23 protein-coding genes and 1 pseudogene are annotated in these 26,393 nt (G+C 59.7%); 14 read left to right on the top strand and 10 right to left on the bottom strand.

All coding sequences use genetic code 11. The features are described from left to right. Positions 1–73 precede the first annotated feature (73 nt). The 3 genes from ACEN2T_RS05455 to pilM are packed head-to-tail and all read right to left on the bottom strand — an operon-like array spanning position 74 to position 2,246. Positions 74–1,045 carry a pilus assembly protein PilP gene (locus ACEN2T_RS05455; protein WP_099602015.1) on the bottom strand — a complete coding sequence of 324 codons (972 nt, stop codon included), beginning with the start codon at positions 1,043–1,045 and terminating at the stop codon, positions 74–76. Continuing rightward, entirely contained in the window at positions 1,042–1,593 is a 552-nt protein-coding gene (locus ACEN2T_RS05450; protein ID WP_095186126.1) for a PilN domain-containing protein, read from the bottom strand. The genes ACEN2T_RS05455 and ACEN2T_RS05450 overlap by 4 nt, the downstream gene beginning before the upstream one ends. Further along, positions 1,590–2,246: a type IV pilus biogenesis protein PilM gene (gene pilM / locus ACEN2T_RS05445; protein ID WP_181643787.1), complete on the bottom strand. Its 657-nt coding sequence runs from the start codon at positions 2,244–2,246 to the stop codon at positions 1,590–1,592. The genes ACEN2T_RS05450 and pilM overlap by 4 nt, the downstream gene beginning before the upstream one ends. Positions 2,247–2,467: 221 nt before the next feature. On the opposite strand from pilM, the gene ACEN2T_RS05440 reads away from it, so the two are divergent. After that, positions 2,468–4,927, top strand: a complete 2,460-nt coding sequence (locus tag ACEN2T_RS05440) for a penicillin-binding protein 1A (protein WP_371854028.1) — start codon at positions 2,468–2,470, stop codon at positions 4,925–4,927. Between the two features lie 211 nt (positions 4,928–5,138). Here ACEN2T_RS05440 and ACEN2T_RS05435 read toward each other — a convergent pair whose 3' ends face one another. The 3 genes from ACEN2T_RS05435 to rpmE form a co-directional block, all read right to left on the bottom strand. Next, entirely contained in the window at positions 5,139–6,407 is a 1,269-nt protein-coding gene (locus ACEN2T_RS05435) for a malic enzyme-like NAD(P)-binding protein (protein ID WP_032890259.1), read from the bottom strand. A gap of 181 nt (positions 6,408–6,588) precedes the next feature. Beyond that, positions 6,589–7,395: a thermonuclease family protein gene (locus ACEN2T_RS05430; RefSeq protein WP_122764236.1), complete on the bottom strand. Its 807-nt coding sequence runs from the start codon at positions 7,393–7,395 to the stop codon at positions 6,589–6,591. 14 nt (positions 7,396–7,409) lie between these two features. After that, positions 7,410–7,640, bottom strand: coding sequence for a 50S ribosomal protein L31 (gene rpmE, locus ACEN2T_RS05425; protein ID WP_049710411.1), 231 nt, complete (start codon positions 7,638–7,640; stop codon positions 7,410–7,412). 222 nt (positions 7,641–7,862) lie between these two features. Between rpmE and ACEN2T_RS05420 the strand changes: the two genes are divergently transcribed. The 10 genes from ACEN2T_RS05420 to ACEN2T_RS05375 all read left to right on the top strand — a co-directional run bounded on the left by ACEN2T_RS05420 (position 7,863) and on the right by ACEN2T_RS05375 (position 20,661). Further along, positions 7,863–10,082 (top strand): primosomal protein N', encoded by a 2,220-nt coding sequence (locus ACEN2T_RS05420; RefSeq protein WP_032890254.1) that lies wholly within the window; start codon positions 7,863–7,865, stop codon positions 10,080–10,082. Positions 10,083–10,192: 110 nt separating this feature from the next. Continuing rightward, positions 10,193–11,929: an arginine--tRNA ligase gene (gene argS / locus ACEN2T_RS05415; protein ID WP_032890252.1), complete on the top strand. Its 1,737-nt coding sequence runs from the start codon at positions 10,193–10,195 to the stop codon at positions 11,927–11,929. A 1-nt stretch (position 11,930) separates the two neighbouring features. Further along, positions 11,931–12,632, top strand: a complete 702-nt coding sequence (locus ACEN2T_RS05410) for an SPOR domain-containing protein (RefSeq protein ID WP_027605014.1) — start codon at positions 11,931–11,933, stop codon at positions 12,630–12,632. Positions 12,633–12,890: 258 nt separating this feature from the next. Further along, positions 12,891–13,421: an ATP-dependent protease subunit HslV gene (gene hslV, locus ACEN2T_RS05405; protein WP_010563201.1), complete on the top strand. Its 531-nt coding sequence runs from the start codon at positions 12,891–12,893 to the stop codon at positions 13,419–13,421. 37 nt (positions 13,422–13,458) lie between these two features. After that, positions 13,459–14,796, top strand: coding sequence for an ATP-dependent protease ATPase subunit HslU (gene hslU / locus ACEN2T_RS05400; RefSeq protein ID WP_032890250.1), 1,338 nt, complete (start codon positions 13,459–13,461; stop codon positions 14,794–14,796). 149 nt (positions 14,797–14,945) lie between these two features. Continuing rightward, positions 14,946–15,323, top strand: coding sequence for a gamma-butyrobetaine hydroxylase-like domain-containing protein (locus ACEN2T_RS05395; RefSeq protein WP_032890248.1), 378 nt, complete (start codon positions 14,946–14,948; stop codon positions 15,321–15,323). Between the two features lie 249 nt (positions 15,324–15,572). After that, on the top strand, positions 15,573–17,252 hold the full coding sequence (gene phaC, locus ACEN2T_RS05390; RefSeq protein WP_442116424.1) for a class II poly(R)-hydroxyalkanoic acid synthase: 1,680 nt from the start codon (positions 15,573–15,575) through the stop codon (positions 17,250–17,252). Between the two features lie 144 nt (positions 17,253–17,396). Further along, positions 17,397–18,242: a poly(3-hydroxyalkanoate) depolymerase gene (gene phaZ, locus ACEN2T_RS05385; protein ID WP_032890243.1), complete on the top strand. Its 846-nt coding sequence runs from the start codon at positions 17,397–17,399 to the stop codon at positions 18,240–18,242. A gap of 88 nt (positions 18,243–18,330) precedes the next feature. Then, positions 18,331–20,013, top strand: a complete 1,683-nt coding sequence (phaC, locus tag ACEN2T_RS05380; RefSeq protein ID WP_442116423.1) for a class II poly(R)-hydroxyalkanoic acid synthase — start codon at positions 18,331–18,333, stop codon at positions 20,011–20,013. 27 nt (positions 20,014–20,040) lie between these two features. Next, positions 20,041–20,661 (top strand): TetR/AcrR family transcriptional regulator, encoded by a 621-nt coding sequence (locus tag ACEN2T_RS05375; RefSeq protein ID WP_032890239.1) that lies wholly within the window; start codon positions 20,041–20,043, stop codon positions 20,659–20,661. A 7-nt stretch (positions 20,662–20,668) separates the two neighbouring features. Here the strand turns inward: ACEN2T_RS05375 and ACEN2T_RS05370 are convergent. The 4 genes and pseudogenes from ACEN2T_RS05370 to ACEN2T_RS05355 all read right to left on the bottom strand — a co-directional run. Then, positions 20,669–20,999: pseudogene (locus tag ACEN2T_RS05370) on the bottom strand (helix-turn-helix domain-containing protein); the annotation flags it as partial. Between the two features lie 478 nt (positions 21,000–21,477). Next, a complete protein-coding gene (locus tag ACEN2T_RS05365) occupies positions 21,478–22,428 on the bottom strand; it encodes a phasin family protein (protein WP_442116422.1) in 951 nt (316 codons plus the stop codon). 12 nt (positions 22,429–22,440) lie between these two features. Further along, entirely contained in the window at positions 22,441–22,863 is a 423-nt protein-coding gene (locus ACEN2T_RS05360; RefSeq protein WP_442116421.1) for a phasin family protein, read from the bottom strand. Between the two features lie 104 nt (positions 22,864–22,967). Beyond that, the gene (locus ACEN2T_RS05355; protein ID WP_053140503.1) at positions 22,968–23,243 is read right to left on the bottom strand and encodes a polyhydroxyalkanoic acid system family protein; all 276 of its coding nucleotides are present in this window, start codon (positions 23,241–23,243) and stop codon (positions 22,968–22,970) included. Between the two features lie 144 nt (positions 23,244–23,387). Here ACEN2T_RS05355 and ubiE point away from each other — a divergent pair, with 144 nt between their 5' ends. From ubiE to ubiB, 3 genes are read left to right on the top strand one after another with little or no spacing between them, the layout of a single operon-like run. Continuing rightward, the gene (gene ubiE / locus ACEN2T_RS05350; protein WP_442116420.1) at positions 23,388–24,158 is read left to right on the top strand and encodes a bifunctional demethylmenaquinone methyltransferase/2-methoxy-6-polyprenyl-1,4-benzoquinol methylase UbiE; all 771 of its coding nucleotides are present in this window, start codon (positions 23,388–23,390) and stop codon (positions 24,156–24,158) included. Then, the gene (locus ACEN2T_RS05345; protein WP_442116419.1) at positions 24,158–24,781 is read left to right on the top strand and encodes a ubiquinone biosynthesis accessory factor UbiJ; all 624 of its coding nucleotides are present in this window, start codon (positions 24,158–24,160) and stop codon (positions 24,779–24,781) included. The genes ubiE and ACEN2T_RS05345 overlap by 1 nt, the downstream gene beginning before the upstream one ends. Continuing rightward, positions 24,778–26,382 (top strand): ubiquinone biosynthesis regulatory protein kinase UbiB, encoded by a 1,605-nt coding sequence (ubiB, locus tag ACEN2T_RS05340; RefSeq protein ID WP_442116418.1) that lies wholly within the window; start codon positions 24,778–24,780, stop codon positions 26,380–26,382. The genes ACEN2T_RS05345 and ubiB overlap by 4 nt, the downstream gene beginning before the upstream one ends. The last annotated feature ends 11 nt before the right edge of the window (positions 26,383–26,393 follow it).

Raw genomic sequence — 26,393 nt, 5'->3', positions numbered from 1 at the left:
CCATCGGTGCCGTGAACGCTATCCATAGCGCCACACCGAAGGACGAGAAAGTCCTTTTCATTGTTTGATTCCGTTATGAGTGGAGGTTTAATACGAGGGTTCGCGGGCGCTCCAGCCATGCGCCCTGTTCATCGGGAAACAACTCGACCAGTTCGATATGGCCGTCATGAATCGCTGTGATTCGACCATGATCCGGCCCGAGGTAATCGCCGACCGCCAGGCGATGCACCGTAGAGGCCTGGCGCAGCAGGACGAAAGTCTGCGCCCCGCGGGACAACGTGCCGACCATGTCGAACTGATCCACAGAGAGACCTTCCAAGGCTCCACGCGAACGAGCCAGGTCAGGGGCAACAGCCGCCCGTCCACGCGAGTGATCGACGTGCAAGGCAAGGAGCTGGAACGGATCACGTAGACCGGAGGCGTCGTAGACAAAGGGTTGTTCTTGCAGGGCTGGCGCGCCCCGTTTAACGCCTTTCTGGCTACGCCAATAGCTCTTGGCCAGCAGATCAAGCCGCAGTAGCTTGCCATCACTTCGGAGAGCAACGTCATGCACCGTAGCGATGCGCGAGAGGCCACCCAGGGCACTCACAAACGTCGCCAGGTCGTGATAGGCGCCGGTGACGCCGACCTGGACAGGCTGTTCGTTATAGAGTGGCCGAGACAGCTCATCCAACGGCGTGACGCTCTCTATCACCAACCTATTAGCCAGTGCTAACCGAGCGATGTCCTCCAGCAAGCCGGGCATCTCGGACTCACCAGGCAATTGCTGAAGAAGGCCGCTGACCTTTTCCTGCATCAGTTGGAACTGGCGAGCCTGGTCTTCAAGATCCGCGGCCACGTCAGTTCTTTCCGCGCGTTGCTGCTGCAGGGCAACACCTTGAACCTCGACCTGTCGCAATCGCTCCCGTGATGAGCTCAGGTATAGAAGGTCACCCACCACCAGCACTATGCCGGCCAGCGCACAGCCCAGCAGGACTTTGCCAGGTAAGGGCCATTTTGCAGCGTTGTGAGTCAGCGCGGAAAATTCGAGCCTGGGCAGGCTCATGGCTGGGCCTCGGAGGATTCTCCCTGGCGTACCATCAACTGGAATTCGTTGGTGCCGCGAGCGCCGTCGGCTCGCACATGTTGCAGGCGCGTAGAGTGTGCACCTTCGGAGGCTTCCAGGCGGCGCATCAACTGGGCAATGTCCTGGCTGGATTCAGCGCTGCCACTAATACTCACCGTATCGCCTTTGGCGACGACCTCATGCAAATGCACGCCATCAGGGACCGCACGGGCCAACTGATCGAGCAGTTGTGCGCCGGCGGAGCGATTATCGTGCAAGTCTTGTACGACCTTCATGCGTTCCGCCAGTTGCTGGCTTTGCACCTGAAGGTCATCAATGGTCTTGATACGCGAGTCCAGCACGGCGACGTCCTTGCTCGCATGATTATTGCGCGTCACCTGCCGGTCGATCGCCTGGTCGATCACCTGATCCGCCAGCCACACCGCCGCAAGCGCCACGCAGGCAAACGCCGCCAGCAGCATCAGGAAATATTTACGCCGCCGTTCCGCCAGCGCCTGGCGCCAAGGCAAAAAATTGATTCGTGTCATCCAGCGAAACTCCTCAGGGCCAACCCGCAAGCGACTCCCATCCCAGGGGCATCGACGACCCACTGTGTACCATCAACTCGATGGCCAAGTGTGAAGCTGGCGAAATCCTGACTGCAAGCGTGCGCCAATGCAAACTCTTCGATGTCCACGACACTGGTCGCCAACCCAGCCAGCGCCAAAACGGCTTCACGGGCCTCGACGTGCTCCTTGAGACAGGCTGCCAGCAATACCTCGACCCGCGCTGCCCCCTGCGCCGAAATGCCCTGAACCTGAAAATCCAGTGCCACTTCATCCAGCGGATAAGGAATGTATTGATCTGCTTCCATCTGAATCCTCCAGGCCATTTCGTCATCACTCAGCCCTGCAGGCATTTCAATTACCCGAGTAATCACCGAAGGCCCCGCAACGGCAACAGCCGCCCGCTTGGCCGACGTGCCAAGCCGAGACAGTGCGATGTAAAGCGCCTGCCCAATACCTTCCAGGTCCAGCAGGGTGCCATCGACTACCGAATGGGCAGACAGCGCCTGTGTGGCGTAGCTTTGCACGGTGTAACCGCTGGCTGAACGACTGATTTCAACCAGTTTGATCCCCGCTTCATTGATGTCGACGCCCAGGACGGTGTCGTCTTTTCGCCTGAAAAATCCCTTCTCCATAAAACTCCCCAAAACTTTCCCTGTCATAACGCCTGATTGCGGCTGGGCGCCACGCATTCGGTCGGTATGTTGAAGTGGCGCGAATGACGCCCCAACCCGAAAAATGCTTTAATGCCCAGCGTTTTTTCCCGCTTTTTCTCTGCTGCCCGGGTCGATCCATCGTTTGCCATGCATGCCCCGACGCCTAACTCATTCTTTTCTCTGGAAATCCAAAAGCCTTGATTCGTCTGCTGAAGTTTTTCGGGTACTCCATTGTCGCGATCGTCTGCGGGCTACTGCTCGTACTCAGCGGGGCCTACCTCTACCTTAGTCCGGGTTTACCCTCCGTAGAGGCACTCAGAAGTATCCAGTTGCAGATTCCTTTGCGGGTCTACAGCAGCGATGAAAAACTGATCGCGGAGTTCGGCGAAATGCGCCGCACACCGATCCGTTTTGCCGACATTCCACCCAATTTCATCAGCGCCCTGCTGTCAGCCGAAGATGATAATTTTGCCAACCACTATGGCGTCGACCCCAGCAGCCTGGTTCGCGCCGCCACACAATTGGTAAAAAGCGGACACATTCAATCCGGCGGCAGCACCATCACCATGCAGGTGGCGAAGAACTTCTTCCTCACAAGCGAACGCAGCTTTTCGCGTAAAGCCACCGAGATCCTGCTGGCATTGCAGATCGAGCGTCAGCTGACCAAGGACGAGATCCTTGAGCTTTACGTTAACAAGATCTACTTGGGCAACCGCGCCTACGGCATCGAAGCCGCGTCCCAGGTGTACTACGGCAAGTCCATTCGCGACGCCAGCCTGGCGCAGATGGCGATGATTGCCGGCCTTCCAAAGGCGCCTTCGCGCTTCAACCCACTGGCCAACCCGGCGCGCAGTAAAGAGCGCCGCGACTGGATCCTTGGGCGCATGTACAAACTGGGCAAGATCGACCAAGCCGCTTATGAAAGCGCGATAGCCGAACCACTGAACGCCAGCTATCACGTACCGACACCGGAAGTGAACGCACCCTATATCGCTGAAATGGCACGTGCGGAGATGGTCGGCCGTTATGGCAGCGAGGCCTACACTGAAGGCTTCCGCGTGACGACGACGGTTCCGAGCAACTTGCAGGACATCGCCAATGATGCAGTGCATTCCGGCCTGATCACTTACGACCAGCGCCACGGCTACCGAGGCCCTGAATCGCGCTTGCCGGGCAAAACCCTGAGCGCCTGGACGACCGAGCTGGGTAAACAGCGCGCGATCAGCGGGCTGGAGCCGGCCATCGTCACCCAGGTGAAGAAAGATGGCCTGCAGGTACTGACGCGCACCGGCGAAGCCCACGTAGCCTGGGACAGCATGAAGTGGGCACGCCCGTTCCTGAACACCAACAGCATGGGCCCGATGCCCAAGCAGCCGTCAGACGTCGCGCAAGTGGGCGACCTGATCCGCGTGCTACGCCAGAAAGACGACAGTCTTAAATTCAGCCAAGTACCGCTGGCCCAAGGTGCGCTGGTCTCGTTGGACCCGCAGAACGGTGCAATCCGCGCCCTGGTGGGTGGCTTCGCCTTTGAGCAGAGTAACTACAACCGTGCCACCCAGGCCAAGCGCCAGCCGGGCTCAAGCTTCAAGCCGTTTATCTATAGTGCCGCACTGGATAACGGCTACACCGCCGCCAGTCTGGTCAACGATGCACCGATCGTGTTTGTCGACGAGTACCTGGACAAGGTCTGGCGCCCGAAAAACGACACCAACACGTTCCTTGGCCCTATCCGTATCCGCGAGGCGTTGTACAAGTCGCGCAACCTGGTGTCGATCCGCTTGCTGCAGGCGATGGGCGTCGGCAAGACCATCGATTACATGACGCGTTTTGGCTTCAGCAAGTCAGACCTGCCTCCTAACCTGTCCCTGGCGCTCGGCACGGCAACCCTCACGCCGATGGAAATTGCCACCGGCTGGAGCACGTTTGCCAACGGCGGCTACAAAATCGCGCCGTACCTGATCGACAAGATCGAAAGCCGCAATGGCGACACCCTGTTCACCGCCAACCCACCGCGCGTGCCGGGTGATGTGGTCAACGGCGTGGCGGCCACTGACGGGTTGGCAGCGCCGAGCAACGGCGGTATTACCATCGAGCCGACACCAGGCGCCTCGCCAGCCGTAAACACCGCTGCAACCGAACCACAGGCACCTGCCGTGGCCGAGCGCATCGTGGATGGCCGCACGACGTATATCCTCAACAGCATCCTCGAAGACGTGATCAAGAAAGGCACCGGACGCCGCGCACTGGCCTTGGGCCGTGCGGACATCGCGGGCAAGACCGGTACCACCAACGAATCCAAGGACGCCTGGTTCTCCGGCTATAACGCCGACTACGTGACTACCGTGTGGACCGGCTATGACCAGCCCGAAAGCCTCGGTCGTCGAGAGTTCGGTGGCACCGTCGCACTGCCGATCTGGATGAGCTACATGGGCGCAGCCTTGAAAGACAAGCCGCTGCATACCCAGCCGGAGCCGGAAGGCATCCTTAGCCTGCGAATCGACCCGGTGAGTGGCCGTGCGGCATCGCCAAGCACGCCGAATGCGTACTTCGAACTGTTCAAGAGCGAAGACACGCCGCCGTCGGTCAATGAATTGGGTAACGGCGTTGCACCGGGCAGCCCGCTGCCGGCAGATGAGGCGGCACCGATCGATCTGTTCTAACGGAGTCTGTGTTTGAACACAGATCCAATGTGGGAGGGGACTTGCCCCCGATACCAGTGGAGCAGCCAACTCATCAAGTGACTGACACACCGCCATTGGGAGCAAGCCCCCTCCCACCTTTGGTTCTGCGCAGGCCGTGGTTTTTATAGCCACACAGCAAAAAGCCCCGACTCGCGAGAGCCGGGGCTTTTTGTTGGTGCGCTACAACGGCTTAGCCGTTGAACACATCATCCACGCTTTGCAGCGGGTAGTTTTTCGGATACGGCAGGGTGGCCACACCGGTCTCGATGGCGGCTTTGGCCACAGCATCGGAGATCAGAGTGATCAGGCGCTTATCCATTGGTTTCGGAATGATGTACTCACGACCGAATTCCAGCTTGGCACCACCGTAGGCATCGCACACGTCCTGAGGCACCGGCAGCTTGGCCAGTTCACGCAGGGCATTGGCGGCAGCTACTTTCATCTCTTCGTTAATGCGCTTGGCGCGAACGTCCAGGGCACCACGGAAGATGAACGGGAAACCCAGAACGTTGTTGACCTGGTTCGGGTAGTCCGAACGACCGGTGGCCATGATCACGTCGTTACGAGTGGCGTGAGCCAGTTCCGGCGAGATCTCTGGGTCCGGGTTGGAGCAGGCGAATACGATCGGGTTGGCCGCCATGGACTTCAGACCTTCGGCGCTCAGCAGGTTCGGGCCGGACAGGCCGACGAACACGTCTGCACCGTCAAGGGCGTCAGCCAGGGTGCGCTTGGAGGACGGGTGGGCAAACATCGCCTTGTACTGGTTCAGATCGGTACGCTCGGACTGGATCACGCCCTTGCTGTCGACCATGTAGATGTTTTCGAGCTTGGCGCCCATGCTCACGATCAGCTTCATGCAGGAAATAGCCGCAGCACCGGCGCCCAGGCAGACGATTTTGGCGTCAGACAGGGTTTTACCAGCGATTTCCAGGGCGTTGATCATGCCGGCCGCGGTAACGATCGCGGTGCCGTGCTGGTCATCGTGGAATACCGGAATGTCGCACTGTTCGATCAGGGCCTTTTCGATCTCGAAGCACTCAGGTGCCTTGATGTCTTCCAGGTTGATGCCACCGAAGGTGATGGAGATACGCTTGACGGTGTCGATGAAGGCCTGCGGGCTCTCGGAATCGACTTCGATGTCGAAAACGTCGATGCCGGCGAAGCGCTTGAACAGCACGCCTTTACCTTCCATGACTGGCTTGGAAGCCAATGGGCCGAGGTTGCCCAGGCCAAGAATCGCGGTGCCATCGGAAATCACTGCAACCAGGTTGCCCTTGCCTGTGTACTTGTACGCCAGCTCGGGATCACGAGCGATTTCACGTACGGGCTCAGCCACGCCGGGGCTGTAGGCCAACGACAGATCGCGGGCAGTGGCAGTGGCTTTGGTGAGCTCTACACTCAGCTTTCCTGGACGAGGATGGGCATGATATTCGAGAGCGGCAGTTTTCAAATCAGACATATCGGCATTCCGCTTTTACTGTTGGTCGACGGACCGCCGAGGATACTCGTGTCGTAAAGCCCCTACAAGACTGGGCAGTCACAGGTGTCAAGGCCCCGAAACGACGTACTTTAGTCTAAAGCCACGGTATACAAGGGCTAGACTGTTCACAATCGACATAAAAAATGTCTACAATTTTTTATTAAAACGTCAATTTGATCATGCTTGAGTCGGTCAGCGGCAACAGCCAACGCGCATGATCGTGTTTCAGGCCGCCGCGCTTGGAGCGATCCTGCACCCAACCCCGAGCCTCGACTACCTTGCCTTGCAGACCATTAAGCAGACCGACATCGAATGTGTGGGCCAGATCGGGTGCAATGCGTAATACCAGTGAACGCTCCAATTCTATCCAGATGCCACCTCGATTGCGTTCGACTTTGCTTACGCGGCCGCTGACCAAGGCAAAGCCGGATTGCTTGAGCTGCGCCACGGGCTGTATTGGCGATTGCCGCCAGAGGCCCAGACTTGCCTGACGGGCGCGGTTTTCAGCAGCTTGCTGGCAGGCGACGAGATCCACATTGGGCGCGACGCCCACCTGGAATCCAAGGCCCTCAGCCAGCAATTGCGCCTCCAGGTTCTCGCCATTGCCACCGTAAAGGTGGGCCAGGGTACGACCGTAATGATCTTTAGGCTCGCGCCCCGGCACCAGGCCGACGCGACCGCCGCTGGCCGCCACCAACGCCTGCAAACGCTGGCGAGCGGCGACAGAATAGGGCTCATCGGTTCGGCCCTTTTTGCCGGTCTCCGGCGCATTAAGGCCGATCATCCGCACGCTGCGGCCATCCTTGAGACGTACGGTATCGCCATCAACCACACGCTGCACCTCGACCTGGGACACGGACGTCGGTGCAGGGCAAAACACCTCGGCCTGAACAGCCGACAGCCAAATCCCAGGCACAAAAAAGGCGCCCGCAAGGGACGCCTTTTTCAACAGCTGGCAAAAGCCCATAAGGCCTTTGAGCCTTACTCTGCTGGAGTAGCAGGCTTCTTGCCGAAAGCACCAAAGCGATCTGCGAAGCGCTGTACGCGGCCGCCGGTGTCCAGAGTCTTCTGCTTACCGGTGTAGAACGGGTGGCACTCGTTGCATACGTCAGTACCCAGTGGCTTGCACAGGTTCGAGCGAGTTTCGAACTTGTTGCCGCAGCTGCAGGTTACTTCGATGGTTTCGTACGCTGGATGGATATCGGCTTTCATGGCACTTCCTCGGGCTAGCGTGCCGCCACTCGACACTATTGTCGAATACCGCACGTAATTAGGCAGCGGATTCTACCAGACCTTTTTAAACGCGCAAGCGGCCCTTGCGGCCGATTCCCAACATAAAAGCTCCTTTCATCAGAAAACCATGGCATACCCAAGCCTTGCCCTGTCTGCTAGGCTCCCGCCCTTCCTCATCACCCTCCTTATATGGAACCCCGCGTGCCCGACGCCATTTTGCGCCTAGCCCTGCCCTCGCCCCTGCGCCGCCTGTTCGACTACCGGGCCCCGGCCGGCGTGCTGCGAGCGCAATTGCAGCCAGGCATGCGCGTGCGCGTACCCTTTGGCCGACGGGAAATGATCGGCGTTCTGATAGAAGTCGCCGATCACAGCGAAGTCCCGGCCGAAAAGCTCAAACCGGCCCTGGCCATCCTGGACGCCACCGCACCATTGCCGCCAGCACTGTTCAAGCTGTGCCTATGGACCGCCCAGTATTACCAGCACAGCCTGGGCGACACCTTGAGCTGGGCACTGCCGGTGCTGTTGCGTCAGGGCGAGTTGGCCGAAGCACGCCAGGAACGTTTCTGGTCGACGGTGCCCGGTGCCCGTCTCGATGACCCGCGCATCGCCCGTGCCCCGCGCCAGCGTGAAGCCCTGGCAACCCTGGCCCAGCATCCACACGGCGTAGCGCATCAGCTATTGAGCAAGCTGATGCTGAGCAAGGACAGCCTCGACCTGCTGCTAGCCAAAGGCCTGGTGCAGGTGGAAATCCGCAAGCACGCCCCCGACCCGCGCCACGAACATTGGCTGGCCCAGCCGGAATTACCGCTGAACCCCGAGCAACGCGCGGCGTATGAAGCGATTCGCGCAGGTTTCGACAGTTTCCATGCGTTCCTGCTGGCCGGCGTCACCGGCAGCGGCAAGACCGAAGTCTATTTGCAGTTGATCCGTGAAACCCTGCAGGCCGGCAAGCAGGCACTGGTGTTGATCCCTGAGATCAACCTCGGCCCGCAAACCCTGGCGCGTTTCGAACAGCGCTTCAACGCTCGCATCGCACTGGTGCACTCGGCGGTCAACGACCGTGAACGTCTCGAGTCGTGGCTGGCCGCGCGAGATGGCGAGGCTGACATTATTATCGGCACCCGTTCGGCGCTGTTTACGCCGATGAAAAACCCCGGCCTGATCATCATCGACGAGGAGCACGACGGCTCCTATAAACAGCAGGAAGGCCTGCGTTACCACGCCCGCGACCTCGCGCTGGTGCGCGCGCGCCAGGAAGACATTCCGATTGTGCTCGGTTCGGCTACCCCATCCCTGGAAAGCCTGCACAACGCCTACACCGGCCGTTATGGGCTCCTACGCTTGAATGAGCGCGCCGGCGGCGCCAAGCAGCCTCGCTTCATGCGCCTGGACGTCAAAAGCCGTCCGCTGGACAGCGGCATTTCCGGGCCGATGCAGCAAGCCATCGGCCAGACCCTTGCCGCTGGTCAGCAAGTATTGGTGTTTCTCAACCGCCGCGGCTTTGCGCCGACACTGCTGTGCCACGACTGCGGCTGGATGTCTGAGTGCGAGCGCTGCGATGCGCGCATGACCGTGCACCAACGCCACGGTGAGCTGCGCTGCCACCACTGCGGCCATGTGGAACGTGTGCCTCGGCATTGCCCACAGTGCGGCAAGGTGGACCTGCGTCCGGTGGGCGCGGGCACCGAACGTGCCGAAGAGCGCTTGGGCATTCTGTTTCCGGATTACCCGGTACTGCGAGTCGACCGCGATAGCACGTCGCGCAAAGACGCGATGAATCAGCTGTTCGCCACTATTCAGAAAGGCCAGCCGTGCATCCTGGTGGGCACGCAGATGCTCGCCAAAGGGCACCACTTTCCACGGGTGACACTGGTGTCGATCCTGGATGCCGACGGTGGTTTGTTCTCCGGGGACTTCCGCGCCAGCGAGCGCATGGCGCAGTTGATCGTGCAGGTCGCGGGTCGTGCCGGGCGCGCGGAGGAGCCGGGCAAGGTGATTATTCAGACCCACCTCGCTGACCATCCTTTGCTGATCCAACTGACCGAACAAGGCTATTTTGCCTTCGCCGAACAAGCACTGAGCGAACGCCGTTCCGCCGGCCTGCCGCCGTTTGCGCACCTGGCATTGCTGCGAGCAGAAGCGCACAAGCCCGGCCAGGCCGAAGGTTTTCTTGATGAAGCATGCAGCGTCGCCGAAGGTTTACTGAGCGAACTGAGCCTGACCGGCATCGAACTGCTCGGCCCGGTGCCCGCGCCCATGGAGCGCCGCGCCGGACGCTATCGCGCTCAGCTACTCTTGCAGGCAACCTCACGCGCACCGCTGCATCGACTATTAAGTAGCTGGCTGCTTGCCCTGGAGCAAATGCCCAGCGGCCGACAAGTGCGATGGTCGTTGGATGTAGACCCGGTAGATTTGTATTAACCCAGGCCACAGGTCCCACGAAGGTTGGCAAGCCCGCCCTCGCCACGGATAATGCCCAGTTTTTCCACCTGCGCATCGCGCGCCGCCGCTTGCGGTCGAAAGAGAACACCATGAAAGACACCATTCGCCAGCTGATCCAACAAGCCCTCACCCAACTCGTCAACGAAGGTGTGTTGCCTGAAGGCCTGACGCCGGCGATCCAGGTGGAAAACACCCGAGACAAGACCCACGGCGACTTCGCCAGCAACATCGCGATGATGCTGTCCAAGCCGGCTGGCATGAAGCCGCGCGACCTGGCGGAAAAAATCATCGCCGCGCTGCCGGCTGATGAGAGTGTGACCAAGGCCGAAATCGCCGGCCCTGGCTTTATCAACTTCTTCCAAAACACCCAGGCCCTGGCTTCGCGCCTGGATGCAGCCCTCGCCGATGCCAAGATCGGCGTACGTAAGGCCGGCCCGGCTCAGCGCGTGGCCATTGACCTGTCGGCACCTAACCTCGCCAAAGAGATGCACGTCGGCCACCTGCGCTCGACCATCATTGGCGATGGCGTGGCGCGGGTGCTGGAGTTCCTGGGCGACACCGTGATCCGCCAGAACCACGTGGGCGACTGGGGCACCCAGTTCGGCATGCTGATGGCTTATCTGCAGGAAAACCCGATCACCAGCAACGAGCTGTCGGACCTGGAGAACTTCTACCGCGCCGCCAAAAAGCGTTTCGATGAATCCGAAGAGTTCGCCGACCGGGCCCGTGGCCTGGTGGTGAAACTGCAGGCCGGCGACAAGGAATGCCTGGATCTGTGGGGCCGCTTCCGTGATATCTCGCTGTCCCACTGCCAGGAAATCTACGAGCTGCTCAACGTCAAGTTGACCATGGCCGACGTGATGGGTGAAAGCGCCTACAACGACGACCTGATCAATGTGGTCAACGACCTCAAGGCCAAGGGCCTGCTGGTCGAGAGCAACGGCGCGCAGTGCGTGTTCCTCGAAGAATTCAAGACCGCCGACGGCGAGCCGCTGCCGGTGATCATCGTCAAGGCCGATGGTGGCTACCTCTACGCCACCACCGACTTGGCCGCCGTGCGTTACCGCAGCGGCGTGCTCAAGGCGGATCGCGCGCTGTATTTCGTCGACCAGCGCCAAGCCCTGCACTTCCAGCAGGTGTTCGAAGTGGCGCGCCGTGCGGGCTTCATCACCCACCCGATGCACATGGAACACATGGGCTTCGGCACCATGAACGGCGCCGATGGCCGTCCGTTCAAGACCCGCGACGGCGGCACCGTGAAGCTGATCGACCTGCTGAACGAAGCCCAGGAGCGTGCCTACAACCTGGTGAAGGAAAAGAACCCGGAGCTGGCCGAAGCCGACCTGCGCAACATCGCCCGCGTAGTGGGGATTGGCGCGGTGAAATACGCCGACCTGTCCAAGCACCGCACCAGCGACTACAGCTTCAACTTCGAACTGATGCTCAACTTCGAAGGCAACACCGCGCCGTACCTGCTGTACGCCTACACCCGCGTGGCCGGTGTGTTCCGCAAGCTGGGCAAGGACTTCAGCGAAGTCGAAGGCCAGATCGTGCTGGACGCGCCTCATGAACAGGAACTGGCCGCCAAACTGGCGCAATTCGGCGAAGTGCTGAACAGCGTCGGCGAGAAAGGCACGCCGCATATCCTCTGCACCTACCTGTATGAAGTCGCCGGATTGTTCTCCAGCTTCTACGAGAACTGCCCGATCCTCACCGCCGACGACGAAGCCCAGAAGCAAAGCCGCCTGCGCCTCGCCGCACTGGCTGGACGGACCCTCAAGCAAGGCCTGGAACTGTTGGGCCTGGAAACTCTGGAGCGTATGTAAGTTGGCTGCCAAGAAAAAACCTGCACCCAAGCGCGGCGCCAGCCGCTACCAGGCCCCGGCGAAGAAGCCGATTCCGGGCTGGTTGTGGATGGCCATCGGCCTCACGGTTGGCGCGTTTATCGTGTTCCTGATGAAGCTGGACCCAGGCCAGGGCGATGACGTCAAACGCGTCAAGCAGGAACAGCAAAAGGCCACGAAAATGGCTGAAGCTAACAAGACTGCACCGAGCCCAACGGCACCGGTAAAGCCGAAGTACGACTTCTATACGCTGCTGCCGGAATCGGAAGTGATCGTGCCGCCTGACGCCGTGCCGGAGAAAACCCTGCCGACGCCGCAAGTGCCGACCACCCCGGTGACCCCAGCGGAAGCCGCGAAAATCGACACTGCGCGGGCCCAGGCAGCGCTGGCCGGGATTACTCCGCCGCCCGCACCACCGGTTGCGGAGACCAAAGCGGCGCCGGTGACCAAGTTCTTCCTGCAAGCGGGCTCCTTCCCGAAACAGGCGGATGCGGATCGTGTGCGTGCGCAGATTATTCTGCTGGGCCAGACGGTGACGGTGGAGTCCGGCACTGTAAAGGACGCGACCTGGTATCGCGTCCTGGTGGGGCCGTTCAGCAATCGCGAACAGCTGACCGTGGCACAGAAACAATTGGCCGGCGCAGGGTTTAGCAACCTGTTGTTACAACAACGCCAGAGCCGCTGATTTCGAAGACACAACAGCATTAATGTGTGAGGGGGCTTGCCCCCGATGGCGGTGTATCAGTCACCAGATTCATTGACTGACACTCCGCCATCGGGGGCAAGCCTCCTCCCACATTTGGTTTTGCAGCGCTCTGAAATGTGTGTCAGACCGATAAACGCCACTCGTCCGCCATAACCCCCTACGGTTGAAATCCCCCCCGCCACCCCCATATGAGTTTCCATCAGGGCATTTTCGCCCCGCTGCGTGGAGACTCTCCCCTTGACCACCATCGTTTCAGTACGTCGCCACGGCAAAGTCGTCATGGGCGGCGACGGCCAGGTTTCCCTGGGTAATACCGTGATGAAAGGCAACGCGAAGAAAGTCCGTCGCCTGTACCACGGCCAGGTGCTCGCCGGCTTTGCTGGCGCTACCGCCGACGCTTTTACCCTCTTCGAGCGTTTCGAAGGCCAGCTTGAGAAACATCAGGGCCACCTTGTGCGCGCCGCTGTGGAGCTCGCTAAAGAATGGCGCACCGACCGCTCCCTCAGCCGCCTGGAAGCCATGCTGGCTGTAGCAAACAAAGACGCTTCGCTGATCATCACCGGCAACGGCGATGTGGTTGAACCCGAGCACGGCTTGATCGCCATGGGCTCCGGTGGCGGTTACGCCCAGGCCGCGGCGAGCGCACTGTTGAAGAAAACCGACCTGTCGGCCCGCGAAATCGTCGAAACCGCCCTGGGCATCGCCGGCGACATTTGCGTGTTCACCAACCACAACTTCACCATTGAGGAGCAGGACCTCGCCGAGTAAGCCGTAGGCTTATTCCCGCTTGAGGCCGCCAAAAACTATGTCCATGACTCCCCGCGAAATCGTCCATGAACTCAACCGCCATATCATCGGCCAGGACGATGCCAAGCGCGCCGTTGCCATCGCGCTGCGTAACCGCTGGCGCCGGATGCAACTGCCCGAAGAATTACGCGTTGAAGTAACACCGAAGAACATCCTGATGATCGGCCCGACCGGTGTCGGTAAAACCGAAATCGCCCGGCGCCTGGCCAAGTTGGCCAATGCCCCGTTCATCAAGGTCGAAGCAACCAAGTTCACCGAAGTCGGCTATGTGGGCCGTGACGTCGAGTCGATCATCCGTGATCTGGCCGACGCCGCCCTGAAGATGCTGCGCGAACAGGAAGTGACCAAGGTCAGCCACCGCGCCGAAGACGCCGCCGAAGAACGCATCCTCGATGCCCTGTTGCCACCGGCACGCATGGGTTTCAACGAAGACGCAGCGCCGTCGTCCGATTCCAACACCCGCCAACTGTTCCGCAAACGCCTGCGTGAAGGCCAGTTGGATGACAAGGAAATCGAGATTGAAGTCGCCGAGGTCTCCGGCGTCGATATTTCCGCACCGCCTGGCATGGAAGAAATGACCAGCCAGTTGCAGAACCTGTTCGCCAACATGGGCAAGGGCAAGAAGAAAAGCCGCAAGCTCAAGGTGAAAGAGGCGCTCAAGCTGGTACGCGACGAAGAAGCCGGGCGCCTGGTGAATGAGGAAGAGCTCAAGGCCAAAGCCCTGGAAGCTGTCGAGCAGCATGGCATCGTGTTTATCGACGAGATCGACAAGGTGGCCAAGCGCGGCAATTCCGGCGGCGTCGATGTGTCCCGCGAAGGCGTACAGCGCGACCTGCTGCCGCTGATCGAAGGCTGCACCGTGAACACCAAGCTGGGCATGGTCAAGACCGACCACATCCTTTTTATCGCTTCCGGTGCGTTCCACCTGAGCAAGCCAAGCGACCTGGTGCCGGAGTTGCAAGGTCGTCTGCCGATTCGCGTAGAGCTGAAGGCACTGACCCCTGGCGACTTCGAACGCATCCTCAGCGAACCGCATGCGTCGCTCACTGAGCAGTATCGCGAGCTGTTGAAAACCGAAGGCCTGGGCATTGAGTTCCTGCCGGACGGTATCAAGCGCTTGGCTGAGATCGCGTGGCAGGTCAACGAGAAGACCGAAAACATCGGCGCGCGTCGCCTGCACACGTTGCTTGAGCGCTTGCTTGAGGAAGTGTCTTTCAGCGCCGGCGACATGGCCGGTGCGCAGAATGGCGAGGCGATCAAGATCGACGCCGAATACGTCAACAGCCACTTGGGCGAATTGGCACAGAACGAGGACTTGTCGCGGTATATTCTGTAAGCCTCACACAGAACTGCTTTGCTTCAAATGTGGGAGGGGGCTTGCCCCCGATAGCGGTGGATCAGTCAGCTTATCTATAGCTGACCCACTGCAATCGGGGGCAAGCCCCCTCCCACATTTTTAAGCCGGTTTATTCAAGAGCACCTCATATGGCCAAGTTTCCTACTGCTGTAAACCTGCACAAAACCTCGAACACCCTCGGCCTCACCTACGGGCCCGACGAGGTATACCAACTTCCCGCCGAACTGCTGCGCACCCACTCGCCTTCCGCCGAGGTCCAGGGCCACGGCAAACCCATCCTGCAATTCGGCAAGCTCAACGTTAAGTTGATCAAAGTAGAACCGGCCGGTCAGTACGCACTGAAATTGACCTTCGACGATGGGCATGACAGCGGACTGTTCACTTGGGACTACCTCTATCAATTGGCCGTGCGTCAGGACGCGTTGTGGACCGATTATCTCGCCGAGCTCAAAGCCGCCGGCAAAACCCGCGACCCGAGTCAGTCGGTCGTGCGGCTGATGCTCTAGTCCAGGCTTCTCGCTCATTAGAGGGCATTTTCTAATTTCATCTGTTTGAATGCCCTGTCGCGTGGTCAACGATTGGCCCGCTTGCGAAAAAAATTAAACTCGGGTAACCAATGGAACTGGCAAGTTCCCTGCATTTGACGATGCGGTATCAACGGTCACCCGAGTCGCAGTACCAGGCTTGTGTTGTGTATCGAAACTTGGTGCACGGCGGTACCCGGTACTCGTCTTTCGGACAATGGAGCGTCGTAGATGAGTAACAAGAACAACGATGACTTGAAACGCCAGGCCTCGGAAAACACCCTGGGGCTCAACCCGATCATCGCGTTACGCAAAAAGGATTTACTGGCCTCGGCCAAGATGGTGCTGACCCAAGCCATCAAGCAACCGTTGCACAGCGTCAAGCACGTCGCCCACTTTGGCGTTGAATTGAAGAATGTGATGTTCGGCAAATCGGAGCTGGTGCCTGAGAGCGACGACCGTCGCTTCCACGACCCGGCCTGGAGCCAGAACCCGCTCTACAAGCGCTACCTGCAAACCTACCTGGCGTGGCGCAAGGAACTGCATGACTGGATTGGCGACAGCAACCTGTCGGACCAGGACATCAGCCGCGGCCACTTCGTAATCAACCTGATGACCGAAGCCATGGCCCCCACCAACAGCGCAGCCAACCCGGCGGCAGTCAAACGCTTCTTTGAAACCGGCGGTAAAAGCCTGCTCGACGGCCTGTCACATTTGGCCAAGGACATGGTGCACAACGGCGGCATGCCGAGCCAGGTCAACATGGGCGCCTTTGAAGTGGGCAAGTCCCTTGGCACCACTGAAGGCGCGGTGGTGTTTCGCAACGACGTGCTGGAGCTGATCCAGTACAAGCCAATCACCGAGCAGGTGCATGAGCGCCCGCTGCTGGTCGTACCGCCGCAGATCAACAAATTCTACGTATTCGACCTGAGCCCGGAAAAGAGCCTGGCGCGCTTCTGCCTGCGCAACGGCCAGCAAACCTTTATCGTCAGTTGGCGAAACCCGACCAAAGCCCAGCGTGAATGGGGCCTGTCGACCTATATTGAGGCGCTCAAGGAAGCGGTCGATGTGGTCACGGCGATCACCGCCAGCAAAGACATCAACATGCTCGGCGCCTGCTCCGGAGGCATTACCTGCACCGCTCTGCTCGGCCACTACGCGGCGCTGGGTGAGAAGAAGGTCAACGCCCTGACCTTGCTGGTGAGTGTGCTGGACACCACCCTGGACACCCAGGTGGCGCTGTTTGTGGATGAGCAGACCCTGGAAGCGGCCAAGCGCCATTCCTACCAGGCCGGCGTGCTGGAAGGCCGCGACATGGCCAAGGTATTCGCCTGGATGCGCCCCAACGACCTGATCTGGAACTACTGGGTCAATAACTACCTGCTGGGCAACGAGCCGCCGGTGTTCGACATCCTGTTCTGGAACAACGACACCACACGTTTGCCGGCCGCCTTCCATGGCGACCTGATCGAACTGTTCAAAAACAACCCGCTGGTACGCGCCAACGCACTGGAAGTGTGCGGCACGCCCATCGACCTCAAGCAGGTCACGGCGGATATTTATTCACTGGCCGGCACCAACGATCACATCACACCCTGGCAGTCTTGCTACAAGTCGGCGCAGTTGTTTGGCGGCAAGGTGGAATTTGTGTTGTCCAGCAGCGGGCATATCCAGAGCATTCTCAACCCACCGGGCAACCCCAAGGCGCGCTACCAGACCAGCGACAGCCTCGCGGGCAAGCCTCTGGAATGGCAGGAGAACGCAACCAAGCACACCGATTCCTGGTGGCTGCACTGGCAGGTATGGCAGGCAGAGCGCGCCGGGAAGCTGAAGAAGGCGCCGACGACATTAGGCAACAAAACCTACGCCGCAGCCGAAGCGGCACCTGGAACCTACGTACACGAGCGTTAGATTGAAATGGGATCAAATGTGGGAGGGGGCTTGCTCCCGATGCAGGCGACACGGAGCGCCTGCTACACCGCGTTGATGCTATCGGGAGCAAGCCCCCTCCCACGTTGACCCAATACCTACCGGACTACCTCACAGGGCTTGAGCATGCCGCAACCGTTCATCTTCCGCACCATCGACCTGGATGGCCAGACCATCCGCACGGCGGTGCGCCCGGGCAAGCCTCACTTGACGCCGCTGCTGATCTTCAACGGCATCGGCGCCAACCTTGAGTTGGTGTTTCCGTTCGTCCAGGCCCTGGACCCGGACCTGGAGGTGATTGCATTCGATGTGCCAGGCGTCGGCGGCTCATCTACCCCCAAGCGGCCCTATCGTTTTCCCGGCCTGGCCAAGCTCACCGCGCGCATGCTCGACTATCTCGACTACGGCCAGGTCAACGCCGTAGGCGTGTCCTGGGGTGGTGCACTGGCGCAACAGTTTGCCTACGACTACCCGGAGCGCTGCAAGAAACTGATCCTGGCAGCTACGGCGGCTGGCGCAGTGATGGTGCCGGGTAAGCCCAAGGTTTTGTGGCTGATGGCAAGCCCACGCCGCTACATCCAACCGTCCCATGTGGTGCGTATCGCGCCGATGATTTATGGCGGTTCTTTCCGCCGCGACTCGAACCTCGCCGCCGAACATGCGAGCAAGGTGCGATCTGCCGGCAAACTCGGTTACTACTGGCAGCTGTTCGCCGGGCTGGGCTGGACCAGCATCCATTGGCTGCACAAGATCCGCCAGCCCACCCTGGTGCTGGCGGGGGACGACGACCCGCTGATCCCCTTGATCAATATGCGCATGCTGGCTTGGCGCATCCCCAATGCGCAATTGCACATCATCGATGACGGCCACCTGTTCTTGATCACCCGGGCCGAAGCCGTGGCGCCGATCATCATGAAGTTCTTGGAAGAGGAGCGAATGCGTGCAGTGATTCATCCACGCCCGGCGGTGTAAGGACGCAACGCCGCGCAACTTGCCAGGAACCGACTATGGTTCTGAATTGGCGTGCCTGTTTGATGGCTAGACGAAGGAGTGTTGGCTCATGCGAGAAAGACCCGTGACGAACCCGGCGCCTACCCCTGCTGCGTTCATCAATGCGCAAAATGCGATCACCGGCCTCAGGGGCAGGGACTTGCTCTCGACCTTGCGCAGCGTCGCCGCCCACAGCTTGCGCAACCCGGTGCACACCGCCCGGCATGCCTGGGCCTTGAGCGGCCAGTTGGGTCGGGTGCTGTTGGGCGAGACCGTTCACGAGCCCAACCCCCATGACAGCCGCTTCAGCGATCCCACCTGGAAGCTCAACCCGCTCTACCGCCGAAGTCTGCAAGCCTATTTGAGCTGGCAGAAGCAGACACGTCACTGGATCGACGACAGCGCCCTGAGCGCCGATGACCGGGCCCGCGCACACTTCGCCTTCTCCCTGCTCAACGATGCCGTCTCCCCCTCCAACACCCTGCTCAACCCGCTGGCCGTCAAAGAGTTGCTCAACTCCGGCGGCAACAGCGTGGTGCGCGGTGTGGCCAATTTGTTCGAAGACCTGCTGCACAACAACGGTTTGCCACGCCAAGTGAGCAAGCACGCGTTCGAAGTTGGCAAGACGGTTGCCACCACCCCTGGCTCGGTGGTGTTTCGCAATGAGCTGCTGGAGCTGATCCAGTACAAGCCCATGAGCGAAAAACAGTACGCCAAGCCACTGCTGATCGTGCCGCCGCAGATCAACAAGTACTACATTTTCGACTTGAGCCCGGCCAACAGCTTTGTGCAGTACGCGCTCAAAAACGGACTGCAGACCTTTATGGTCAGCTGGCGCAACCCGGATTTGCGCCACCGCGAGTGGGGCCTGTCCACCTACGTTGCGGCACTGGAGGAAGCGCTTAACGTATGCCGGGCAATCACCGGCGCCCGAGAAGTCAACCTGATGGGTGCCTGCGCCGGCGGCCTGACCATCGCCGCCTTGCAAGGCCACTTGCAGGCCAAGCGTCAGCTACGCCGCATCTCCAGCGCCAGCTACCTGGTGAGCCTGCTGGACAGCCAGATCGACAGCCCTGCCACCCTGTTCGCCGACGAGCAAACCTTGGAAGCCGCCAAACGTCGCTCCTATCAAGAGGGAGTGCTGGATGGGCGCGACATGGCCAAGGTCTTCGCCTGGATGCGCCCCAATGACCTGATCTGGAATTACTGGATCAACAACTACCTGTTGGGCAAGGAACCGCCGGCCTTCGACATCCTGTACTGGAACAACGACAACACGCGCCTGCCCGCCGCGCTGCATGGCGACCTGCTGGACTTCTTCAAGCACAACCCGCTGAGCCATCCCGGCGGCCTGGAGGTGTGCGGCACGCCCATTGACTTGCAAAAGGTCACCGTGGACAGCTTCAGCGTGGCCGGCATCAACGACCACATTACGCCGTGGGACGCGGTGTATCGCTCCACACAATTGCTGGGCGGCGAGCGGCGCTTCGTGCTGTCCAACAGCGGGCATATCCAGAGCATCCTCAACCCTCCGGGCAACCCCAAGGCCAACTACGTCGAGAACCAGAAACTGAGCAGCGACCCACGCGCCTGGTACTACGACGCCAACCATGTCGAAGGCAGTTGGTGGCCGCAATGGCTGGAGTGGATCCAGCAGCGCTCGGGCGTGCAACGCGAAACCCTCACGGCTCTGGGCAACCAGAATTACCCACCGATGGAAGCGGCGCCGGGCACCTATGTGCGAGTGCGCTGAGCTCAACGATCACATTAAGAAGACTGGATGAAGACCCGCGACCGTATCCTTGAATGCGCCCTGCAGTTGTTCAACCAAAAGGGCGAGCCGAATGTATCAACCATGGAGGTGGCCAATGAAATGGGGATCAGTCCCGGCAACCTCTACTACCACTTCCATGGCAAGGAGCCGCTGATCATTGGGCTTTTTGAGCGTTTTCAAGGTGAGCTGGCGCCGTTGCTCGATCCGCCCGCAGACGCACAATTGAAGGCTGAGGATTACTGGCTGTTCCTGCACCTGATTGTCGAGCGAATGGCCCACTACCGGTTTCTGTTCCAGGACTTGTCCAACTTGGCCGGACGCCTACCGAAGCTTGCCAAAGGCATTCGCAACCTGCTTACAGCGCTCAAACGTACCCTGGCATCATTGCTGGCGCGATTGAAGGCAGCTGGGCAAGTGGTCAGTGACACGCAGGCACTGGGGCAATTGGTGGAACAGATCACCATGACCTTGCTGTTTTCCCTGGATTACCAGCGGATACTTGATCGCGAAGGCGAGATACGGGTCGTGGTGTACCAGATCATGATGCTGGTAGCGCCGCACCTGCTATTGCCGACACGGCTGACGACGGAGCGGTTGGCGCTGCGTTATTTGGATGAGCCCGTTTGACGGGCCGTCATCCCGGCTCGCCGAACTGGTAACTGAACTTGAAGAGTTCGCTGTCACTGCTAATGCCCAACTTGCGATACGCCGATTGCTTTTGCGTGCTGATGGTACTTGCACTACGCGAAAACTTCGCAGCAATTGAATTTACCGTCATACCATCGAGAAAACACCGCAACACTTCCTGCTCCTTGGGTGTTGGACAAGCGTTCATTTGCAACAGAGTTGAAAGCTCCACTCTCGATTTCATATTTAGGACACCTACAGGGTTTCAAGTAAATCCGGCCTTGAGCGACCGTTCGAATGGCCGTCACCAGCTCGGTCAGGTTTTGGGTTTTGCCCAGCTCAATTGCCTGCCGAACCTTTTCATGGTCATCTAAAAGCCTGACGGTGTAAGTAGTGAGCATAGAAGCAGGCCTAGCAAAACCCGCGTAGGCTTCCTAGTCGTATACGTCGACTAAAGTCACCTGCACCAACGCATCCAATGTGACCTTTCGGTTTCCGGCACGCCAGCGCCCGGCAACGACTGCCTGCTCGCCAATACAGGCACTGCGCGCGGTGTGACGCTGTCCAGAACATCATCCCCATTGTGGCCGATGATGCCCGCACAGTGACGGTTTACGGCAACCGAGCAGTCCTGCCGCTCGGCGCTGCGGACCACAAAAACGGCGCAGCCATTACCCAAAGCACTCTGGCCTCAGCCATTACCGCTTCGATCACTTACAACTGATCGGCGCAGGCCTAGCGTTGGTGTCGTAACGCCAAACACGCAAAAAAAACCCGACCTTCTCAGGCCGGGCATTTTTATGAGTCCCGGAAAAATCAGGACTGACTGGATGGCGTCGGGGTAACCGGCGTTGCAGTCGGGCTCACGGCAGCGGGCGTCGGTGCTGCAACCGAGTTGGCTGATGAAGCGGTTGGCGTCGTCGCGGTAGCAGGTTTGGCCGCAACGGCTGGCTTGGTCGCTGCTGGTTTTTTGGCAGCGGCGGGCTTCTTCGCCGCAGCAGGTTTGGCCGCTGGTTTTGCCGCAACAGGCTTGGCTGCGGGTTTGGCCGCAGCGGGTTTGGCCGCAGCGGTTTTAGCCGCTGGCTTGGTCGCAGGTTTGGCAGCGGCCTTGGCGTTCGGTTTGGCGGCTGCTTTCGCTGCTGGCTTGGCAGCGGCTTTGGCGGCCACTGGTTTAGCGGCTGGTTTGGCGGCGGCTGGTTTGGCAGCCGTTTTTGCGGTAGCTTTTGCCGGCGCCTTGGCAGCAGGTTTGGCGGCGGCTTTCACCAGCGGCTTGGCAGCGCTTTTCGCGGCCGGTTTGGCCGCAGCGGTTTTAGCCGCTGGCTTGGCAGCCGGTTTCGCGGCGGCGGTTTTCACCGGAGTTACTTTGGCGCCGGTGAGTTTCTCGATCTGCCGGGTCAGGGTATCGACCTTGGTGTGCAGTGCCTTGACTTCAGTACGGCTCGGCACGCCCAGTCGCGAAATCGCCTTGTTAAGACGTGTATCCAGCGCCCCTTCAAGTTCACTCCAGGTGCCCAGCACCTGCTTCTTCGCATCACTGATGCGCGAACCGGCAGTCGCCTTAGCGGCATTAACTTGTTTGCCAACGGTGCTCTTGGTCAACTTCTCGGCCTTCTCGCCGTCTTTAACCAGGGTCTCGAAGAGTTTGCTGCCGTCACTGTCGATCTTCGAGTACACACCTAAACCAGCGAGCCAGATTTTGCGGGAATATTCTTCAACTTTCCCGACCCACGAGCTGCCTTCTTTCTGAGTAGTCTTTTTAACAGCCATCCCGATGTCTCCTTAGTGTTTACGCGCGACACGTTCGAGCAATGCCGTCAGCTCTTCGAGCTTAGCAGAGAGTGTCTCCACGTCATGTTTAGACGCAATGCCGATTCGATTCAAGGCACTTGCAACACGAGTGTCAAAAGCTTTTTCAACTTTATCCAGCTGAACTTCTACCAGACCTTTGACAGCGGAGACATTGCTCTTTACTTGGTCAATCTGACTGTTGGCGGCATCAAGTTGTTCAACTGCAACTTTTTTACCTTTACTTTCAACATGTTGACCGCTCTTTACGAGCTCTTTGAAGTACTCGCTGCCCTCGCTGCCGACCTTGGCATAAGCACCGAGTCCTGCAAGCCAGATCTTGCGGGCGTAGGCTTTAACGTCAGTCAGGGCGCCGGTCTGTACGTCGATTTTTTTCTTCAAGATAACTTTGGGCATGGTGCACCTCACGCAGAATAGGGTGGAGGAACGGCCCGCAGGAGTTGAGGGCTTGGGCACAAAGTAGGAGGAAAAATTAGAATCGGCACCCTAAGAACAATCGATCAGGCCAATGCCTTATCCAAGGCTTTCTCGATTTCAGACTTGATCGTGCCACTCATGGCCGACATCAACAGCCCCAACTCCACATCAATACGCAGCGAATCATCCGCCACTAATACTGTGCCTTTAACCCCGGAGCGCTTGAGGTTCAAGGTATCGCCGGACCACGACGGCTCAAGCCCATATTGCTCCTTGAGTTTGTGCGCCAACTTCTCGGCCTTTGCCCGTGCGCCTTCTTTACCCAGGGAATGTGCACGCTCAACGGTTATACGGGCCATTGCAATGACTCCTCTTTATAGGGATTTGAATACCTTCGCTGCGGCAAAAGGCCTCGGTGACCACCTATCTTACCTGCAGCCTTGCCAAGACAAAGCAAGCCTTGGGGATTATCATGTCCCGCATTCTCTTTTGGTGACAGCGATATGACTGATCAGCGCAAAGGCAACGATGCCGAACCCACCACTCACTTCGGCTTCAAGAACGTTCCGGAAAGCCAAAAAGCGGAAAAAGTCGCTGAGGTGTTCCACTCCGTCGCCGCCAAGTACGACCTGATGAATGACGTGCTCTCCGGCGGTATGCACCGCCTGTGGAAGCGCTTCACTATCGAGTTGTCGGGTGTGCGCACCGGCAACCGTGTGCTGGACATCGCCGGTGGCACCGGCGACCTGGCCGCCAAGTTCTCCAAGCTCGTCGGGCCGACCGGTCAGGTCGTGCTGGCAGACATCAACGGTTCGATGCTCAAGGTTGGCCGTGACCGCCTGCTCGACAAGGGTGTGGCCGGCAATATCGAATTCGTCCAGGCCGACGCTGAAAAGCTGCCGTTCCCCGACAACCATTTCGACTGCGTGACCATCGCCTTCGGCCTGCGCAACGTGACCCACAAGGAAGACGCGATCCGCTCGATGCTGCGCGTCCTCAAACCGGGCGGCCGCCTGTTGGTGCTGGAGTTCTCCAAGCCGACCAATGCGCTGATGTCCAAGGTCTACGACACCTACTCCTTCGCCTTCATGCCATTGATGGGCAAGCTGATCACCAATGACGCCGAAAGCTACCGCTACCTGGCCGAATCGATCCGCATGCACCCTGACCAGGAAACCCTGAAATCGATGATGGTAGAAGCCGGTTTCGACCGTGTGACCTACCACAACATGACCTCGGGTATCGTCGCCCTGCACCGCGGCATCAAGCCCTGATGCTGTTCGCAGGCCTGCTCGCCAGCGTCGAACACGGCCTCAACCGTGTGCTGCGCCTGGACAGTACCGCCTTGGCGCGGCTCGCGCATTTAGACGGCAAGGTCATTGCCGTCGACTGCACCAGCCCCGCCTTGCAGCTTTTTATCCTGCCCAGCGACGAAGGTCTGCTGCTGGCCAGCCAATGGGCCGCCGAAGCCGACTGCACCCTGCGCGCGCCGGCGTCGAGCCTGTTGCACCTGGCCCTGAGCCGCAACAAGACCGCCATCCTGCACAGCCCTGAAGTGGCGCTGGAAGGCGACAGCGCGGTGCTGATAGACTTGGCCGCCGTGCTGCAAGACCTGGAGCTGGACTGGGAATACGAGCTGTCCCGCTGGATCGGCCCCGTGGCCACCCAGTTGATAAGCGGGCACCTGCGCAGCCGCACGCGCTGGTACCAGCAAGGGTTTGCCAGCCTCAACCAGAACCTCGCCGAATACCTGAGCGAAGAATCGCGCACCCTGGTCGGGCAGCAGGAAGCGCAAGCGCGCTTTCGCGAACTCGACAAGGCCAAAATCGACCTGGAACGCCTTGAGGCGCGCTTCGAGCGCCTGAGCCGTTCCCTTGATCCAAGCGATAACGCATGAAGCTGCTCGCCGTCCGCCGTTTGTTTCGTATCCAGCGCGTCGTAATCCGCTACCGCCTCGATGACTTGCTGTTCGCCCTACCCTTGCCGTGGTTTCTGCTGGCGGTGCGCTATGTGCTGCCGTGGCGATGGTTTCCGCGCAAGCAACTGGAGCTGAACCGCGGTGCGCGTCTGCGTCTGGCGCTTCAGGATTTGGGGCCGATCTTCATCAAGTTCGGGCAGATCCTCTCGACGCGCCGCGATCTGCTGCCCGAAGACATCGCCGACGAATTGATGCTGTTGCAGGACCGCGTACCGCCGTTCGATTCACAGCAGTCGATGAAACTGATCGAAGAACAGTTGGGCAAGAAGATCAGCGAGGTCTTCACACGCTTCGACGTCGAGCCGCTGGCCTCGGCCTCCGTGGCACAAGTCCACGCGGCGCAGCTCAAGACTGGCGAAGAAGTGGTCGTGAAGGTCATTCGCCCAGGCCTGAAGCCGATCATCGGTCAGGACCTCGCGTGGTTGTTCATCCTCGCCCGCGCTGCCGAACGTTTCTCTGCCGATGCGCGCCTGCTGCACCCGGTGGACGTGGTCGCCGACTACGAAAAAACCATCTACGACGAACTCGACCTGCTGCGCGAAGCCGCCAACGCCAGCCAACTCAAGCGCAACTTCGAGGGCTCGCAGCTGCTGTACGTGCCGCAAGTGTATTGGGACTGGTGCCGCCCGAAAGTGCTGGTGATGGAGCGCATCTACGGCGTGCAGGTCACCGACCTCGCCACCCTGGCCGACCAGCGCACCGATATGAAGATGCTCGCCGAACGCGGTGTGGAGATCTTCTTCACCCAAGTGTTCCGCGATAGCTTCTTCCACGCCGACATGCACCCGGGCAACATCTTCGTCAGCACCGTCAACCCGTGGAGCCCGCAGTACATCGCGATCGACTGCGGCATCGTCGGCAGCCTTACCCCGGAAGACCAGGACTACCTGGCGCGCAACCTGTTCGCCTTCTTCAAGCGTGACTACCGCCGCGTGGCGCAGTTGCACATCGACTCAGGCTGGGTGCCGGCGGAAACCAAACTCAACGAATTCGAAGCAGCGATCCGCACCGTGTGCGAACCGATCTTTGAGAAACCGTTAAAAGACATCTCCTTTGGTCAGGTGTTGATGCGCCTGTTCCAGACCGCGCGGCGCTTCAATATGGAAGTGCAGCCGCAGTTGGTACTGCTGCAAAAAACCTTGCTCAACATCGAAGGCCTGGGCCGTCAGTTGTACCCGGACCTCGACCTGTGGAACACCGCCCAGCCGTTCCTCGAACGCTGGATGCGCGAGCGCATGAGCCCGAAAACCGTGTTGGGTAACCTGCACAGCCAAATGGAACAACTGCCGCACCTGGCCAACATGACTCGCGACTTGCTTGAGCGCATGTCCCAGCCCCACGCCAGGGACCCGGAACCGCCGTGGCGCAAGCGCAAGGATGACTGGTTCCTGCGCCTGCTCGGCGCCGCGCACCTGGTGGGCGGTGTGATGCTGGCCATTGGTGGGCCGTTGAATCAACTGGGCCACTGGCCTGCGGGGATCATGGTCGCCGTGGGTGTTTATCTGATCGTGCGTCGATAGCCAATCCGGTT

This window comes from Pseudomonas sp. W22_MBD1_FP4 (genome assembly GCF_052113765.1).
GTDB lineage: Bacteria > Pseudomonadota > Gammaproteobacteria > Pseudomonadales > Pseudomonadaceae > Aquipseudomonas > Aquipseudomonas sivasensis.
This window is presented reverse-complemented; position numbering and strand designations above follow the sequence as displayed.